This is a genomic window from Streptomyces kryoterrae (assembly GCF_054072135.1).
Window position 1 is genome coordinate 3,666,926 of record NZ_CM133358.1, and the last position, 16,124, is coordinate 3,683,049.

15 protein-coding genes are annotated in these 16,124 nt (G+C 71.0%); 7 read left to right on the top strand and 8 right to left on the bottom strand.

The annotated features are described in order from the left end of the window. Positions 1-164: 164 nt before the first annotated feature. Both ACW4TU_RS15520 and ACW4TU_RS15525 read right to left on the bottom strand, forming a co-directional pair. Positions 165-1,436 carry a L,D-transpeptidase gene (locus ACW4TU_RS15520; RefSeq protein ID WP_457430121.1) on the bottom strand — a complete coding sequence of 424 codons (1,272 nt, stop codon included), beginning with the start codon at positions 1,434-1,436 and terminating at the stop codon, positions 165-167. Between the two features lie 273 nt (positions 1,437-1,709). Continuing rightward, complete coding sequence (locus ACW4TU_RS15525) at positions 1,710-2,063, bottom strand: hypothetical protein (RefSeq protein WP_457428410.1); 354 nt, start codon at positions 2,061-2,063, stop codon at positions 1,710-1,712. A 110-nt stretch (positions 2,064-2,173) separates the two neighbouring features. Here ACW4TU_RS15525 and ACW4TU_RS15530 point away from each other — a divergent pair, with 110 nt between their 5' ends. Continuing rightward, positions 2,174-2,581, top strand: a complete 408-nt coding sequence (locus tag ACW4TU_RS15530) for a cell wall protein (RefSeq protein ID WP_457428411.1) — start codon at positions 2,174-2,176, stop codon at positions 2,579-2,581. Positions 2,582-2,648: 67 nt separating this feature from the next. On the opposite strand, the gene hutH is transcribed toward ACW4TU_RS15530, so the two are convergent. From hutH to ACW4TU_RS15545, 3 genes are all read right to left on the bottom strand, one after another. Next, complete coding sequence (gene hutH, locus ACW4TU_RS15535; protein ID WP_457430122.1) at positions 2,649-4,187, bottom strand: histidine ammonia-lyase; 1,539 nt, start codon at positions 4,185-4,187, stop codon at positions 2,649-2,651. Positions 4,188-4,355: 168 nt separating this feature from the next. Then, on the bottom strand, positions 4,356-5,513 hold the full coding sequence (locus ACW4TU_RS15540) for a GGDEF domain-containing protein (protein WP_457428412.1): 1,158 nt from the start codon (positions 5,511-5,513) through the stop codon (positions 4,356-4,358). An 88-nt stretch (positions 5,514-5,601) separates the two neighbouring features. Further along, positions 5,602-6,408, bottom strand: coding sequence for an enoyl-CoA hydratase-related protein (locus ACW4TU_RS15545; protein WP_457428413.1), 807 nt, complete (start codon positions 6,406-6,408; stop codon positions 5,602-5,604). Positions 6,409-6,652: 244 nt separating this feature from the next. On the opposite strand from ACW4TU_RS15545, the gene ACW4TU_RS15550 reads away from it, so the two are divergent. Continuing rightward, the gene (locus ACW4TU_RS15550; protein ID WP_457428414.1) at positions 6,653-7,468 is read left to right on the top strand and encodes a hypothetical protein; all 816 of its coding nucleotides are present in this window, start codon (positions 6,653-6,655) and stop codon (positions 7,466-7,468) included. A gap of 647 nt (positions 7,469-8,115) precedes the next feature. Here ACW4TU_RS15550 and ACW4TU_RS15555 read toward each other — a convergent pair. Together ACW4TU_RS15555 and ACW4TU_RS15560 are read right to left on the bottom strand one after the other, a co-directional pair. Beyond that, the gene (locus tag ACW4TU_RS15555; RefSeq protein WP_457428415.1) at positions 8,116-9,240 is read right to left on the bottom strand and encodes an adenylate/guanylate cyclase domain-containing protein; all 1,125 of its coding nucleotides are present in this window, start codon (positions 9,238-9,240) and stop codon (positions 8,116-8,118) included. 208 nt (positions 9,241-9,448) lie between these two features. After that, positions 9,449-10,342, bottom strand: a complete 894-nt coding sequence (locus ACW4TU_RS15560; protein WP_457430124.1) for a biotin--[acetyl-CoA-carboxylase] ligase — start codon at positions 10,340-10,342, stop codon at positions 9,449-9,451. Between the two features lie 317 nt (positions 10,343-10,659). On the opposite strand from ACW4TU_RS15560, the gene ACW4TU_RS15565 reads away from it, so the two are divergent. From ACW4TU_RS15565 to ACW4TU_RS15580, 4 genes are all read left to right on the top strand, one after another. Beyond that, positions 10,660-12,264, top strand: a complete 1,605-nt coding sequence (locus tag ACW4TU_RS15565; RefSeq protein WP_457428416.1) for an acyl-CoA carboxylase subunit beta — start codon at positions 10,660-10,662, stop codon at positions 12,262-12,264. A gap of 26 nt (positions 12,265-12,290) precedes the next feature. Continuing rightward, a complete protein-coding gene (locus ACW4TU_RS15570) occupies positions 12,291-12,500 on the top strand; it encodes an acyl-CoA carboxylase subunit epsilon (RefSeq protein WP_457428417.1) in 210 nt (69 codons plus the stop codon). A 106-nt stretch (positions 12,501-12,606) separates the two neighbouring features. Continuing rightward, positions 12,607-12,735 carry a morphogenic membrane protein MmpB gene (gene mmpB, locus ACW4TU_RS15575; RefSeq protein WP_268240764.1) on the top strand — a complete coding sequence of 43 codons (129 nt, stop codon included), beginning with the start codon at positions 12,607-12,609 and terminating at the stop codon, positions 12,733-12,735. A gap of 40 nt (positions 12,736-12,775) precedes the next feature. Then, positions 12,776-13,396, top strand: coding sequence for a nucleoside triphosphate pyrophosphatase (locus ACW4TU_RS15580; RefSeq protein WP_457428418.1), 621 nt, complete (start codon positions 12,776-12,778; stop codon positions 13,394-13,396). Positions 13,397-13,399: 3 nt separating this feature from the next. On the opposite strand, the gene ACW4TU_RS15585 is transcribed toward ACW4TU_RS15580, so the two are convergent. Then, complete coding sequence (locus ACW4TU_RS15585) at positions 13,400-13,879, bottom strand: hypothetical protein (protein ID WP_457428419.1); 480 nt, start codon at positions 13,877-13,879, stop codon at positions 13,400-13,402. A 424-nt stretch (positions 13,880-14,303) separates the two neighbouring features. Here ACW4TU_RS15585 and ACW4TU_RS15590 point away from each other — a divergent pair, with 424 nt between their 5' ends. Continuing rightward, a complete protein-coding gene (locus tag ACW4TU_RS15590; protein ID WP_457428420.1) occupies positions 14,304-16,076 on the top strand; it encodes an acetyl/propionyl/methylcrotonyl-CoA carboxylase subunit alpha in 1,773 nt (590 codons plus the stop codon). Positions 16,077-16,124: the final 48 nt, after the last annotated feature.

Below are 16,124 nucleotides of genomic sequence, written 5' to 3' on the forward strand. Positions count from 1 at the left end.
CCGCAAGCTAGGTACACCGCGTGATGACGCGATAAGTCCTGCATAAGAGATGCATGAGAAGGCTGTGATCAGCCCAGCAAAATCCCACGAAACACCGATGCCGCCCCTGGGGGCGGCATCGGAAAGCTGTGCGATGAGTGTGCGTCAGGCAGGCCTTGGGGAACTCAGACCGCCGAACCCGCCTTCCAGTCCGCCCAGTTCAGGTTCCAGCCGTTGAGGCCGTTGGCCGGGTCGACGGTCTTGTCACCGGTGTTCCGGACGTCGACGACGTCACCGATGATCGAGTGCTCGTAGAACCAGTAGCCCGCGGCGTTCTTGTCGTTGGCGCCCTTGGTGTCGTTCAGGCCGACGCAGCCGTGGCTGACGTTGGCGCTGCCGAAGGTGCCGTCGGAGCTCCAGTAGTTGCCGTGCACGAAGGTGCCGGAGGTGGTCAGCCGGATGGCGTGCGGCACGTCCTTGATGTCGTACTCGCCCTTGCCGTCGTCGTCGGTGAAGCCCACGGTCGCGCCGTTCATACGCGTCTCCTTGAACTTCTCCGACATCACCATCTTGCCCTCGTACGTCTTGTTCGCGGGCGAACCGGCGGAGATCGGGATGGTCTTGACGACCGTGCCGTTGTGCATGACCTTCATCGTCTTCGTCTTGGCGTCGACGATGGAGACCTGGTTGCGGCCGATCTTGAAGGTGACCGTCTTCTGCTGCACGCCGAAGACACCCTTCGCGCCCTCCACGCCGTCGAGCGCCAGCTTCAGCGTGACGGTGGAGTTCTCCTGCCAGTAGTCGTCGGGCCGGCAGTCCATGCGGGTGTCGTTGAACCAGTGGCAGACGACCTCCTGCCCGCTGGTCGAGGAGACCGTGACGGCCTTCTGGACGTCCGCCTTCTCGGTGATCGCCTTGTCGAAGTTGATCGACACGGGCATGCCCACACCGACGGTCGAGCCGTCCTCGGGGGTGAAGTAGCCGACGAAGCTGTTCGCGGCGGCGACCGTGGTGAACGAGGCGTTCTCGTGCGCGGCACGGCCGTCGGCGTCCTTCGCCGTCGCCGCCACCTTGTAGGTGGTGGCGCGCTCCAGCTGGCCGCTCGGCTTCCAGCTGGTCTTGTCGGCAGATATCTCACCGGCGACAGCGGTACCGTCCGCCGTCGTCATCGCCACGGACGTGAGGGCGCCCTTGGTCACCGCCACCTGGGCGGCGTTGTTGATGGAGGCGTTGTTCGAACCGTCCCCGGGTGTGATCTTGATCTGGGCCTCGGAGGTCTTCTCGGCCGCCGCCTCGTCGGCCTTGGCCTGTGAGGTGTCGGTACCGCTGTCGCCCTTGGAGGCACTGTCGCTGTCGCCTCCGCTGCACGCAGAGAGCACCAGCACACCACCGAGCAGGGCGGACGCGGCCATCAGACCCCTGCGCCGCCTACTGTCCGTCATCACACGCTTCTCCATCATTGCCGAATCCCCAACCAGAACCAGCGAGGGTCCTCGTACGAAACCTGCAGATCCTCGTAACACGTTTCAACTCAACGCTACGACCGGTACGTCCCGTTCCACATTCACTCGATGTGTGGGGGACACCACGTCGCCCAGGTCACAGGGAGCTGTCCGCTCATCCCGTACTCCACCGGGTCGCGTGGTGCCACTGCCGGTCACTGCTTCCCCTGAGACGACGAAACCCCGGTCGGCGGTTGCCGCCCGGGGTCATCTTTTTCCCCAGCGGTCTCAGCCGTCTACCCGTTCACCGACCGCTTCATCGCCGTCCGCCTCATCTTCCTCGTCCAGATCCCAATCCGGCGAATCGGGGTCGTAGTCGATCTCCTCGCTGCTCCACGAGGCCTGCGCGAGTTCGGTCCCCGGCACCTCGCCGACCAGGTCGAACGGGTCCACGAGGTACGCGAGCGCCTCCGCGGTGTCTTCCGTCACAGTGTCCTCCGCGTGCACGCGCTCGTCGGCCGGCATCTCGGTGTCACCGGCGATCCGCTGCAACGCGGCCTTCGTCAGGGCGTCCACGTCGTCGACCTCGACGATCAGTTCCACCCGAAGCCGTACAAAACGCGATGTCTCTGATGTACTCATGGACGCAGAGCGTACGGCTCACAGCTCCCGCAACTTTCCCACGACCCACGCCTGTCATTAACATCGGGGTCACGGCCAATTCGCCAGCGCCACAAGGGGATCGATATTCCGTGTCATCCGCACGTCGATCGTTGTTGACCGCCACCGCCGCGGGCACCCTGCTGGGTGCCCTGTGGTTCGTCCCGTCCGCCAACGCGACGGCCGAGAAGCCGGTGGAGCAGCGGCACAGAGCGGACACGACCATGTCCACGATGTCGGAGCACACCCGGCAGATCTCCATCACCGGCACCACCGCCGAGCGCGCGGGCACGAGTACGAGGGTGAGCACGAGTACGACCGCCACCACGGCCACGGACACCGCCGCGACGACCTCGGACTCGGCCGTCGGCGACGGCACCCGCCTCGCCGACACCGGCAGCTTCGACACCACGCCGTACGTCGTCGGCGGCACGTTCTCCCTCGCTCTGGGCGCCGGGTTCGTCGTGTACTCGCTGCGGCGGGAGCGCCTGGGCTTCTGAGCGGGACGAGGACTCCGCTCGGCAGCACCGGCAGGCCCCCGACCCGCTCACCGCGAGCGGCCGGCGGCTACCGCAACGGCCCGGTCACCGGTTCCACCGCCGCGACCAGGTGACCGCCCCGCACGAACGCGTCCGCAGCGGCGAGGTCGGGCGCCAGGAACCGGTCAGGACCCGGCCCCTCGACGCCCGCCGCCCGTACGGCGTCGATGACGGCCCGGGACGCGGGCGCGGGCGTCAGCCCCTCCCGCAGCTCGATGGCACGCGTGGCCGCGTACAGCTCCACGGCGATGATCCGGGCGAGGTTGTCGACGGCCGTACGGAGTTTGCGCGCCGCCGACCAGCCCATCGAGACGTGGTCCTCCTGCATCGCGGAGGACGGGATCGAGTCGGCCGAGGCGGGTACGGCGAGCCGCTTCAACTCGCTGACCAGGGCGGCCTGCGTGTACTGGGCGATCATCAGCCCGCTGTCCACACCGGCGTCGTCCGCGAGGAACGGCGGCAGCCCGTGCGAGCGGTTCTTGTCGAGGAGGCGGTCGGTGCGCCGCTCGGCGATGGATCCCAGGTCGGCGGCGGCGATGGCGAGGAAGTCGAGGACGTACGCCACCGGGGCGCCGTGGAAGTTCCCGTTGGACTCGACCCGCCCGTCGGGCAGGACGACGGGATTGTCGACGGCCGAGGCGAGCTCCCGCTCGGCGACGAGCCGCGCGTGCGCCATGGTGTCGCGCCCGGCACCGGCGACCTGCGGGGCGCAGCGCACGGAGTAGGCGTCCTGGACGCGGGGCGCGCCGTCCTGGTGATGCCCGGTGAGCTCGGACCCCTTCAGCACGGCGAGCATGTTGGCGGCGCTGGCCCCCTGCCCCGGGTGCGGCCGGATCGCGTGCAGCTCGGGCGCGAGCACCTTGTCGGTGCCGAGGAGCGCCTCCAGGGAGAGCGCGGCGGTGACGTCGGCGGACTTGTAGAGGGTGTCGAGGTCGGCGAGGGCCATGATCAGCATGCCGAGCATGCCGTCGGTGCCGTTGAGGAGGGCCAGGCCCTCCTTCTCGCGCAGCTCGACGGGGACGATGCCGTGCTCGGCGAGGAGTTCGGCGGCCGGCTTCACGACTCCGTCCGGCCCCTCCGCGTCGCCCTCGCCCATGAGCGTGAGGGCACAGTGGGAGAGGGGTGCGAGGTCGCCGGAGCAGCCGAGGGAGCCGTACTCGTGCACGACCGGGGTGATCCCGGCGTTGAGCACGTCGGCCATGGTCTGCGCGACCTCCGGCCGCACGCCCGTGTGCCCCGAGCAGACGGTCTTGAGCCGCAGGAACATCAGCGCCCGTACGACCTCGCGCTCGACCCGCGGTCCCATGCCGGCGGCGTGCGAGCGGACGATGTTGCGCTGCAGCTGGGCGCGCAGTTCGGGGCTGATGTGCCGGCTCGCGAGGGCACCGAACCCGGTGCTCACGCCGTACACGGGCTCGGGCTTGGCGGCCAGCGCGTCGATGATCCCGCGTGCCTTCGAGAGGGCGGCGACAGCCTCCCCGGACAGCTCGATCCGGGCCCCACCACGCGCCACGGCGAGCACGTCGACCGCGGACGTCCCGGACGTCCCCACCACCACAGTGTGCATATCCATATTCAGGAGCGTAACCAGTGAATTCGAAGATGTCACTACCGGGTGCCCGGTACACCCCTTACCCATCCAGCCCGTCCGGCGTTTGAGGACAAGGCCCGTTCAGGGCCGGAGCGGGGGTCTGGGGGCGCAGCCCCAGTGACGCCCGCACCAACCCCCCGCACCTCACAACCGACGCCCACGGAACCGCCGCCGTTCAACCGCCCCCCGCCCGGAGGGCTCCTCGGCAAGCCGTACCACCGGATCGTCGGGCCCCTCACGCCCCGCGACGACCGGCCGGTCCGCGTGGACCGCCTTCGCCCGGTACTGCGCCGCGTCGGCGAGCCGGAACAACCGGCGAGCCGTCCGCACCGGCCCGATCGCGTCGTCGGTCGAGGCGATCCCGCAGGCGACCCCCTCCCCCAGCTCCAGCTCGGCGGCGCGACGGCACAGTTCGACACCCGCCCGGACCACGTCGTCGGCGGGCGCGCCGACCACCAGCAGGCAGAACTCGTCACCCCCGAGACGCGCGGCGAGGGCGCCGGGCAGCATGGCCCCGCACAGCGACAGCACCGACCCGAACCGTTCGAGGAGCCGGTCCCCGACCGCGTGCCCCAGGGTGTCGTTGACGCGTTTGAGTCCGTTCAGGTCGCAGACGACCAGGCTGACCACGGCACCGTCCCGCCGGTGCCGCTCGATCGCCTCGTCGAGGTGGGCGTCCACGGCCCGGCGGTTGGCGAGCCCGGTGAGCGCGTCGGTGAAGGCGAGGCGCCGGGCCTCCTCCAGCCGCTCGGTCTGGGCGATCCCGGCGGCGACGACGGAGGCCAGGACGGTGGCGAAGTCGGCGTCGGCACGGCCGAAGACGGGGGCACCGACGGGCCGGGCGACGTACAGCTCGCCCCAGGCCCGGCCGTGCAGCACGACGGGGGCGACGACACAGCAGCCGCGTCCCCGGCGCCGCAGGGCGGCGACGCGCTGATGGCAGTACCCGGCACGCCCCGCCGACGACCCGCGCGCGGGCCCCTCGGCGGTCTCGACCCAGGCGTTGGGCTCCCCGCCGCCCGCCCATCGCTCGTGCAGGAACTCGGTGATCTCCGGGAACTGGTGCACGGGATAGGCCTCCCCCTCCGGGAACTCCTCCTCGTCGGTGGCCATCTCCCCCACGTTCACCAGCACCCGCAGCCGCCCCAGCTCCCGCTCCCACACCGACAGCGCGGCGAAGTTCCCGGCCAGCGCATGACAGGCACCGAGCGCGGCGGCACGCCAGGACTCGCGGGAGCTCTGCGCCGCGGCCATGCCCTGCGCGAGTGTCACGACGGCGTGGAGCCGGCTTTCCTCACCCATTGATCCAGGTTAGGAAGGTTTGGGATGAATTGAGACATCGAGAGGGCGAACAGAGGTCCTCTCACGGTCGCCCGTCTGGCCGGGAGAGCTACTCCCCCGGCCAGACGGGCGCCCTCTTCTCGGCGAAGGCCGCGACCCCCTCCGCCCGGTCCCCCGAAAAGGCGACGGAACGCCACGCGGCGTCCTCCACCTCAAGCCCCGCCCGCAGATCCAGCCCGAACCCCACCCGCAACGCCCGCTTGGCCGCCCGTACCCCCACCGGGGAGTTCGCCGCGATCCGGGACGCCAGCGCCAGCGCCTCCTCCCGGTCGCGCCCCTCCTCCACCAGTACGTCCACCAGCCCCAGCTCCCGCGCCTCACCCGCCTCCACCCGCCGCGCGGTGAAGATCAGCTCGGCGGCCCGTGCCGCGCCCACCCGCCGGGGCAGCAACTGCGTACCACCACCCCCCGGGATCACGCCCACGGACACCTCGGGCAACCCCACCACCGCCGTGGAGTCCGCCACGATCAGATCGCAGGACAGCGCCAGCTCGAACCCGCCCCCCAGCGCGAACCCGTGCAGCGCGGCGACCGTCGGCATCGGCAGCTCCAGTACGCCGGTGTAGGCACCCCGCGCCACCGGCCGCTGCCGGACCAGTTCGGCGTCGGACATCGAGTTCCGCTCCTTGAGGTCGGCCCCGACACAGAACGCCCGCTCATGGGTGGAGGTCAGCACCACCGCGCGTACGTCACGGTCGGCGGCCAGCGCGGCACACGCGCCGGCGATGGACCGGGCCATGGCGGAGGAGACCGCGTTCATGGCCTTCGGCCGGTCGAGGACCAGCTCGGCGACGAACCCGTGCCGCCGCACGACGACAAACTCCCCGAACCGCTCCCCGGACCGTTCCTCGCCCATGACACCCTCCTGGTTAACGCAGGTTAACTACGGCCGCCCCGATCATCGCAGCCCGGCCACGCCCAGGGGAAGAACGGACGGAGGGAGAAACGGAGGGAGAAACGGAGGGAGAAGGAGACCCGGAGGCCTCTCTCCTCGTTCGGGTGACATGGCGCCGATCTCCTGAAACTCCCCACCCGGGAGCGCATAACGTGCGCTCCGCCACGGCGCACCCGGGGCGCGAGCGCAACGGGGAGGGATCGCGATGACGGACACGACGACAAGGCCGGTCGAGACAGGCACACCGAGGCACGCGCAGGTCCCGCCCCAGGCCCCACCCCGGGTCCCGCAGCGGTTCCAGGCCCCCGCCCGGCCATGGACCTCTCCCCCGGCACCCGAGGACCCGCCCACGCCCCTCCTCAACCGCCCCCGGGGCCGCCACCGCAAGCCCCGCCCCCGCAAGGTCCTGCTCGCGGCGGGCGGCTTCGCGCTGGCCGCCGGGGTCCTGAGCCTCGTACGGCTGGCACCCGACGGCGGAGTGGGCGTCGGCAGGGCACAGGCCCAGTCCGACCTGGACGCGGACACGAACGCCGGCGCGAACACGGACTCGGACACAAGCGCGGACACCTCGGCCGACCGCACCGGCAACACGGCGGCCACCGTCGGCGGCGCCCCCACGGCGAACCCGTCGGCGAGTGCTCCCATGGGCGGCGCGACCTCCATCCCGACCACACCCTCGACGGCACTCCCGACCGCTCCGCCGAACGGGACGGGCCCGCTGCGGCCCTTCCCGCCCGGCGCGCTCCCCCCGTCACCCGGGCCCGCCGCCGACGCCACCACGATCCCGCAGCAGCCCGACCCACCGGCGCCCGTCACCACGCCCGGCCAGTCACGCCCGGCGGCACCGACACCGGCCCCGGTGGCGCCTCAGCCCCAGCCCCCACAGCAGGCGGCACCGCCCCCCACACCGACACCCGAGCCCCCGAAGGCCCCCGCACCGGCCCCGCAGCCCGCAAAGCCGGGGGGAGTGTGCGTACCGCTCATCGGCCTGTGCGTGGACCCGCTGAACCACCACCACTGAGCGGCGAGGCGCAGCGGGAAACCAGCGACAGTCGGCCCTACGCGACGGGACCGGCCGGCCGGAGCAGCCCGGGTTCGACCACGCCGAGCCCGCGCACGGACGCGCTGAACCACCGCTACTGGACGGAGGAGCCCGGCGGGAAACGCGGTGGCACCGGGCCTACGCGACGGGACCGGCCCGCCGGAACAGCCCGGGTTCGACCACGCCGAGCCCGCGCACGGACGCGCTGAACCACCGCTACTGGACGGAGGAGCCCGGCGGGAAACGCGGTGGCACCGGGCCTACGCGACGGGACCGGCCCGCCGGAACAGCCCGGGTTCGACCACGCCGAGCCCGCGCACGGACGCGCTGAACCACCGCTACTGGACGGAGGAGCCCGGCGGGAAACGCGGTGGCACCGGGCCTACGCGACGGGACCGGCCCGCCGGAACAGCCCGGGTTCGACCACGCCGAGCCCGGGCGCGGACGCGCTGAACCACCGCTACTGGACGGAGGAGCCCGGCGGGAAACGCGGTGGCACCGGGCCTACGCGACGGGACCGGCCCGCCGGAACAGCCCGGGTTCGACCACGCCGAGCCCGGGCGCGGACGCGCTGAACCACCGCTACTGGACGGAGGAGCCCGGCGGGAAACGCGGTGGCACCGGGCCTACGCGACGGGACCGGCCCGCCGGGTCAGCAGCCAGGGTTCGACCACGCCGAGTCCGCGCACGGGCCGCTGCCACATCGGCTGGAGCGCGAAGCGGTACACCGGCGGTTCCTCGCCCTCCTTCTCCGCGGTGGCGGCGGCCTCGGCCGCCTCCGCCTCGGAGGCGGGCGCGTCGCCGGTACGGATCAGCTCCTCGGCGAACGCCGCGTCGACGAGCACGGCGTCCCGCGGCGCTATCGACGTCAACCGCGAGGCCAGATTCACCGTCGACCCGAACACATCACCCATGCGGGTGGTCACCGTGCCGAAGGCCATCCCGACCCGCAGCTCGGGCATCGTCTCGTCGTGCGCCATCGTCTCGATCAGCCGCAGCGCGATCTCCGCGGCCACACCCGGCTCGTCCGCCGCGTACAGCACCTCGTCGCCGAGCGTCTTGACGAGCCGCCCGCCGTTCGCCGCCACCAGGTCGGCGGCCGTGGTCTCGAAGGCCTCGACGAGTTCGCCGAGCTCCTCCTCCTCCATACGCCGGGTCAGCCGTGTGAACCCGACGAGGTCGGCGAAGCAGACGGCGAGCCGCCGGTCGACCATCTCCTCGTCGTCGGCGGCCTGCACGACCCGCCCGGTCGCGGCGGCGAGCTGGCGCCGCCAGACGTACACGATGAACTCCTCCAGCTCGGGCAGGAGCAGCTCGATCAGCGGATACGTCACCTCGGTGCGCGTCATTCCGGGCTCGGGCGGCTCGGTCAGCCCCTCCAGGAAGGAGTCGATCTGCCACTCGGCCAAACGGGCGGTGGTCTGCCCCGTGGACCGCGCCACCTGCACGGCCATCGCCTCGCTCAGCAGCCCCGCCTCGACAAGGCCGGCGAGCCGGCGCAGCGCGAGTACGTCCGCCTCCGTCAGCGCCTTGGCCTGTCCGATGTCGGCGAAACCCATCGCCCGCCAGAAACGGGACGCGAGTTCCATGGAGACACCGGCGCTGCGGGCGGCCTGAAAAGGGGTGTAGCGCCGCTCGGCGCCGAGGATGAGCTGTTCGAGGCGCAGGGCGAGCGGGTCCTCACCGGGGTCGGCGTCCTGCCCGTACACCCGGCTGGCCGCCGTGTCGGAGCCCGTGTCGTCGACGGTCACGCCTGCTGCCCTTCCGATCTGTCACGGTCAGATATCGACCGCCCTCAACGATACGGCTTCGCTCCGCCAGGTCCAGCAGGGACGACGTACCCGGTGTTGGTGTGACCCCACTGGGGGCCACGCCCCCAGACCCCCCTACGGCCCTGAACGGGCCTCGTTCCCAAGCGCCGGACGGGCTGAAAACGCCGCCCGGCACCGGGAAATGCGTTCAGGCCGGCCGCAGGTGCACGACGTCCCCCGCCCCCACCGGCTCCTGCACCCCCTCCCCCGTGGCGAGCACCAACCTTCCGTCCCCGTCCACGGCAACCGCCTCGCCCACGATGGACCGGTCCCCCGGCAACTCTGCCCGCACCGTCCGCCCCAACGTCGCGCACCCCGCCGCATACGTCTCCTGGAGCCCGGACGACACCGGGTCCCCCTCCACCGACCGCCACCGCACGTACCACTGCTCCAGCGACCGCAGCACCGCCCTCAGCAGCGGATCCCGGTCCGTCCCCACCGCCCCGGCCAGCGCCAGCGACCCCGCCGTCGGCACCGGCAGCTCGTCCTCGCGCAGGGTGACGTTGATGCCGATGCCGATCACCACACCGTCCGCACCGGCGCGCTCCGCGAGGATCCCGCCCGCCTTGCGCTCCGCGCCCCCCACGTTCACCAGCAGGTCATTGGGCCACTTGAGTGACGTGTCGACGCCCGCGGCACGTGACAGGCCCGTCGCCACCGCGACCCCGGTGAGCAGCGGCAGCCAGCCCCAGCGGGCCACCGGGACCTGCGTCGGCTTCAGCAGCACGGAGAAGAAGAGCCCGGAACGCGCGGGCGCCGTCCACTGCCGGTCCAGCCGGCCGCGCCCGGCGGTCTGCTCCTCGGCGAGCAGGATCACGCCCTCTGCTGCCTTGCCCGCGGTCGCCAGGGCGACCAGGTCCGCGTTGGTTGAGCCGGTACTCCGCACCACGTTCACGTCGGACCACAGACTGCCCTCGCGCACGAGGGCCCTGCGCAGGCCGGCGACGTTCAGAGGGGGGCGGTCGAGGTCGGACCAGCGGTCCGACCTCGGCTCACCGTGCCCGTCGGGCGGGTTACCTTCACCGTTCGGTGGCGTCTCCATCATGCAAGCAACACTAGATTTGACACCCTCCATCCCGCAGAGTGGGGATGGATTCCAGCCCCTGAAGGCTGAGGTTCACAGGCGCTCGACCGCTCTCGCGATGTCACCTCTCCGGCGTGTCCCGCCGCGACATCTTGAGCATATGGGTGGCCGCGCGCTCACGTGACATCTTCTGGAGATCTTCCCTGCCCCTCTGTGAAGAGGAGAGGAGTGTGGTAAACGCCGCACTGCCGATGGGTAGGCACGCCACTACGCTACGGATGAGTAGCCACCCCCCCCTTCTGAGCACGTCACTCTTTGCAGGGAGCCGCATCCCGATGGCCGAGCCGGTACAGCCGCAGCAGATCGACATCCACACCACCGCGGGCAAGCTCGCCGACCTGCAGCGCCGCGTCGAGGCGGCGACGCACGCCGGCTCGGGACGGGCTGTCGAGAAGCAGCACGCCAAGGGCAAACTGACGGCCCGTGAGCGGATCGAACTGCTCCTCGACGAGGACTCGTTCGTGGAGCTGGACGAGTTCGCCACCCACCGCTCGACCAACTTCGGGCTGGAGAACAACCGCCCGTACGGAGACGGTGTGGTGACCGGTTACGGCACCGTCGACGGCCGTCCGATCGCCGTGTTCTCGCAGGACTTCACCGTGTTCGGCGGCGCGCTGGGCGAGGTGTACGGCCAGAAGATCGTCAAGGTCATGGACTTCGCGCTGAAGACCGGCTGTCCGGTGATCGGCATCAACGACTCGGGCGGCGCGCGTATCCAGGAGGGCGTGGCGTCCCTGGGCGCGTACGGCGAGATCTTCCGCCGCAACACCCACGCGTCCGGGGTCATCCCGCAGATCTCGCTCGTCGTGGGCCCCTGCGCCGGCGGCGCCGTGTACTCGCCGGCCATCACCGACTTCACGGTCATGGTCGACCAGACCTCGCACATGTTCATCACCGGCCCGGACGTCATCAAGACGGTCACCGGCGAGGACGTCGGCATGGAGGAGCTGGGCGGCGCCCGCACCCACAACTCCGCCTCGGGCGTGGCCCATCACATGGCCGGCGACGAGAAGGACGCCATCGAGTACGTCAAGCAGCTGCTGTCGTACCTGCCGTCCAACAACCTCAGCGAGCCCCCGCTGTTCCCGGAGGAGGCGGACCTCGCCGTCACGGACGAGGACCGCGAGCTGGACGTCCTGATCCCGGACAGCGCGAACCAGCCGTACGACATGCACACGGTGATCGAACACGTCCTGGACGACGCCGAGTTCTTCGAGACGCAGTCCCTGTTCGCGCCGAACATCCTCACCGGGTTCGGCCGGGTGGAGGGCCGTCCGGTCGGTGTGGTCGCCAACCAGCCGATGCAGTTCGCGGGCTGCCTCGACATCGACGCCTCGGAGAAGGCGGCCCGCTTCGTCCGTACGTGCGACGCCTTCAACGTCCCGGTCCTCACCTTCGTGGACGTCCCCGGCTTCCTGCCGGGTGTCGACCAGGAGCACACGGGCATCATCCGCAGGGGCGCGAAGCTGATCTACGCCTACGCGGAGGCGACCGTCCCGCTGATCACGGTCATCACCCGCAAGGCCTTCGGCGGCGCCTACGACGTCATGGGCTCCAAGCACCTGGGGGCCGACCTCAACCTCGCCTGGCCGACCGCCCAGATCGCCGTGATGGGCGCCCAGGGCGCGGTCAACATCCTGCACCGCCGCACGATCGCCGAGGCGGAGGCGAACGGTGAGGATCCGGACGTGGTCCGCGCCCGGCTGATCCAAGAGTACGAGGACCACCTCCTCAACCCCTACATCGCGGCCGAGCGTGGCTACGTCGACGCGGTGATCCTGCCGTCCGACACCCGCCGCCAGGTCGTACGGGGCCTGCGCCAGCTCCGTACGAAGCGCGAGTCCCTGCCCCCGAAGAAGCACGGCAACATCCCCCTCTAGACCGCCCGGACCGTTCAGGAGCCGTTGTGAACATCAAGGTCGTACGGGGCAATCCGACCCCCGAGGAGCTCGCCGCCGCCCTGGCGGTGGTCCGGGCCCGCGCAGTGGCGGCGCCCTCCACCCCGCCCGGCGCACCGGGCACGAAGGACGCCTGGGCGGACCCGGCAAGAATCGCCACCCAGCACCTGCCCCACCCCGGCCCATCGTCCTGGACCCGCACCTACTGGCCGGGCTGAGCGCCCCAAAGGGGCGCGAGGAACCGCGCACGGAAGGACAGGAAAGGGCGCCAATCTGAGTACGTCTACTCAGGCGCCCCGGCCCGCCAAGCCCCACGCTGGTGGCATGCTGTGGTCCGACCCCGAGAACGAGCCGCCGAAGGAACTGCGCGACGCGCAGCAGATGCTTCGGCGGCTCGGGTTTCTCATGGCGCTGGCCATGCTGCTCGCGATGATCGTGCTCGGCGTGCTGTAGGGCCTGTCCGGAGCCCGAACCCCGCCGATACCCTGGCCGCATGACCGATCAGCCGCGCCGCCGTCTCGTGCTCGCCTCCCAGTCCCCCGCCCGGCTCAACCTGCTCAGGCAGGCCGGACTCGACCCCGAGGTGATCGTCAGCGGGTTCGACGAGGACGCCGTGACCGCGCCGACCCCGGCCGAACTGGCCCTCGTCCTGGCCGAGGCCAAGGCCGCCGTGGTGGCCGCGCTGCCCGAGGCGCACGGCGCGCTGGTGATCGGCTGCGACTCCGTCCTCGACCTCGACGGCGAGGCGTACGGCAAGCCCGCCGACGCCGAGGAGGCCACCGCCCGCTGGAAGTCGATGCGCGGCCGGACGGGCACCCTGGAGACCGGGCACTGCGTCCACGACACGGCGACGGGACGCGTCGTGTCCGCCACCGCGTCCACCGTGGTCCGTTTCGGCGAGCCGACGGACGAGGAGATCGCCGCGTACGTCGCCTCGGGCGAGCCGCTCCACGTCGCCGGGGCGTTCACCCTCGACGGCCGCTCGGCACCGTTCATCGACGGCATCGACGGCGGCCACGGCAACGTCATCGGCATCAGCCTGCCCCTGGTGCGCAAGCTGCTCGCCGAACTGGGCGTCGGCATCACGGAGTTGTGGACGCCCCGGGAGGTGTAGCGCTCAGGGGGTGCTGGGGGCCGGCGGGGGCGCCAGCGGGGAGGCGTCCTCGGGGGCGTCGGGGGTCTCGTGGGTCTCGGTCGCGGTGGGGTTCTGCTTGTCGTACGTCATCAGCAGGAGCACCACCAGCGTCAGCACCACGACCATGGTCAGGAACGCCGGCACGCCCACCAGCCCCCAGGCGAACGCCCCCAGCAGCGCGTGCACCACGGCCACACTGATCAGCAGGATGCGGCCGAGCCCGGCCGGGGAGCGGTCGCGCCAGGCGACGAGCAGGGCCACCACGCCGCACAGCGCGAAGTAGAGACCGAAGACCACGCCGCCGACCTTCGAGGACACGGACATCATGTCCGGGTCGAGGCCGGCGAGGGACATCCGCTGGTTGTCGGCCACGATCCCCAGGAACCAGTTCAGCGCGGCTATACCGAACGCCTCCACGAAGAGGACGATCGCGACGATCCATGCCACCGGTCTGCGGACCACCGGCCCCCACCCACTTTCGACTGCGCGCGGGCACCGCGCAGGGCGCCGCACGAGGAAGGCTGTTGTTACCACTAGTACGTTCGGTTGGTACTACGTTCGGTACATCGTGAACGCTACTAACCGGTAAACGTGCGGACAAGGGTTCGGGGGAGGTTCCTCGGCGGGCAAAGAATCATTGGGCCGTTCGTAGGGTGTCCACAAAGAATCCGAGTGGGCCGCAGCACGCTCTCACAGAGACCTTGACCACATCAGGGGGCTAGGGTTTCCCGATGGAGTCCCGTGTACATAGGTGCGACAAGGGATTTCACGGGTAGGGCGAGCCTCGCATCACGCTCCGTGTGGGCAAGCTCACCAGTGGGGACGGGTCGATGCGCCGTGTCGGCAGTCCCTAAACTCGGCTTGTTTCAAGGAGGGAGCCTCAATCGTGCGCAAGGTGCTCATCGCCAACCGTGGCGAAATCGCTGTCCGCGTTGCCCGGGCCTGCCAGGATGCCGGGATCGCGAGCGTGGCCGTGTACGCCGAGCCGGACCGGGACGCGCTTCATGTGCGTGCCGCGGACGAGGCGTTCGCCCTGGGCGGTGACACCCCGGCGAGCAGTTATCTCGACATCGCCAAGGTGCTGCAGGCCGCCAAGGACTCAGGGGCGGACGCGATCCATCCCGGATACGGCTTCCTCTCGGAGAACGCCGACTTCGCCCAGGCAGTCATCGACGCCGGCCTGACCTGGATCGGCCCGCCCCCGCAGGCCATCCGTGACCTCGGCGACAAGGTCGCCGCCCGGCACATCGCCCAGCGTGCCGGCGCCCCCCTGGTCGCCGGCACCCCCGACCCGGTCTCCGGCGCGGACGAGGTCGTCGCCTTCGCCGAGCAGCACGGTCTGCCGATCGCGATCAAGGCCGCCTTCGGCGGTGGCGGACGCGGTCTGAAGGTCGCCCGCACCCTCGAAGAGGTGCCGGAGCTGTACGACTCGGCGGTCCGCGAGGCCGTGGCCGCGTTCGGGCGCGGCGAGTGCTTCGTCGAGCGCTACCTCGACAAGCCCCGGCACGTGGAGACCCAGTGCCTGGCCGACTCCCACGGCAACGTGGTCGTCGTGTCGACGCGTGACTGCTCACTCCAGCGGCGCCACCAGAAGCTGGTGGAGGAGGCCCCGGCACCGTTCCTCTCCGAGGCGCAGGTGGCGGAGCTGTACGCGTCCTCCAAGGCGATCCTGAAGGAGGCCGGCTACGTCGGCGCCGGGACCGTCGAGTTCCTGGTCGGCACGGACGGCACGATCTCCTTCCTGGAGGTCAACACGCGTCTGCAGGTCGAGCACCCGGTCACCGAGGAGGTCGCCGGCATCGACCTCGTGCGCGAGATGTTCCGTATCGCCGACGGCGAGGAACTCGGTTACGGCGACCCCGAACTGCGTGGTCACTCCTTCGAGTTCCGGATCAACGGCGAGGACCCGGGCCGCGGCTTCCTGCCCGCCCCCGGCACCGTCACCACCTTCGCCCCGCCCTCGGGCCCCGGTGTCCGCCTCGACGCGGGCGTCGAGTCCGGCAGCGTGATCGGTCCGGCGTGGGACTCGCTCCTCGCCAAGCTGATCGTCACCGGCGCCACCCGCGCCCAGGCCCTCCAGCGGGCGGCCCGCGCGCTGGCCGAGTTCCAGGTCGAGGGCATGGCCACCGCCATCCCCTTCCACCGCGCGGTGGTCGTCGACCCCGCGTTCGCACCCGAACTCACCGGCTCCGACGCCCCGTTCACGATCCACACGCGGTGGATCGAGACCGAGTTCGCCAACGAGATCCCGGCCTTCGCCGCGCCCGCCGACATCGAGGCGGACGAGGAGGCGGGCCGCGAGACCGTGGTCGTCGAGGTCGGCGGCAAGCGCCTGGAGGTCTCCCTCCCGATCTCCCTCGGTATGTCCCTGGCCCGCACCGGTCTCGCGGCCGGCGCCAAGCCGAAGCGCCGCGCCGCCAAGAAGACCGGCCCGGCAGCCTCCGGCGACGCCCTCGCCTCGCCCATGCAGGGCACGATCGTCAAGGTCGCGGTCGAGGAGGGCCAGGAGGTCAAGGAGGGCGACCTGATCGTCGTCCTGGAGGCCATGAAGATGGAGCAGCCCCTCAACGCCCACAAGGCCGGCACCATCAAGGGCCTCGCCGCCGAGGTCGGCGCCTCCCTCACCTCGGGCGCTCCCATCTGCGAGATCAAGGACTGAGTGGTCCTACGGAGTTCCGAAGCGCCCGGTGGACCGAGCAGTCGGTCC

Coding starts and splice junctions, on each gene's coding strand:
- ACW4TU_RS15525 (WP_457428410.1), bottom strand. CDS start 2,063: ATGAGTACATCAGAGACATCGCGTTTTGTACGGCTTCGGGTGGAACTG.
- hutH (WP_457430122.1), bottom strand. CDS start 4,187: ATGCACACTGTGGTGGTGGGGACGTCCGGGACGTCCGCGGTCGACGTG.
- ACW4TU_RS15520 (WP_457430121.1), bottom strand. CDS start 1,436: ATGGAGAAGCGTGTGATGACGGACAGTAGGCGGCGCAGGGGTCTGATG.
- mmpB (WP_268240764.1), top strand. CDS start 12,607: ATGCTGTGGTCCGACCCCGAGAACGAGCCGCCGAAGGAACTGCGCGAC.
- ACW4TU_RS15560 (WP_457430124.1), bottom strand. CDS start 10,342: ATGGAGACGCCACCGAACGGTGAAGGTAACCCGCCCGACGGGCACGGT.
- ACW4TU_RS15550 (WP_457428414.1), top strand. CDS start 6,653: ATGACGGACACGACGACAAGGCCGGTCGAGACAGGCACACCGAGGCAC.
- ACW4TU_RS15540 (WP_457428412.1), bottom strand. CDS start 5,513: ATGGGTGAGGAAAGCCGGCTCCACGCCGTCGTGACACTCGCGCAGGGC.
- ACW4TU_RS15580 (WP_457428418.1), top strand. CDS start 12,776: ATGACCGATCAGCCGCGCCGCCGTCTCGTGCTCGCCTCCCAGTCCCCC.
- ACW4TU_RS15565 (WP_457428416.1), top strand. CDS start 10,660: ATGGCCGAGCCGGTACAGCCGCAGCAGATCGACATCCACACCACCGCG.
- ACW4TU_RS15545 (WP_457428413.1), bottom strand. CDS start 6,408: ATGGGCGAGGAACGGTCCGGGGAGCGGTTCGGGGAGTTTGTCGTCGTG.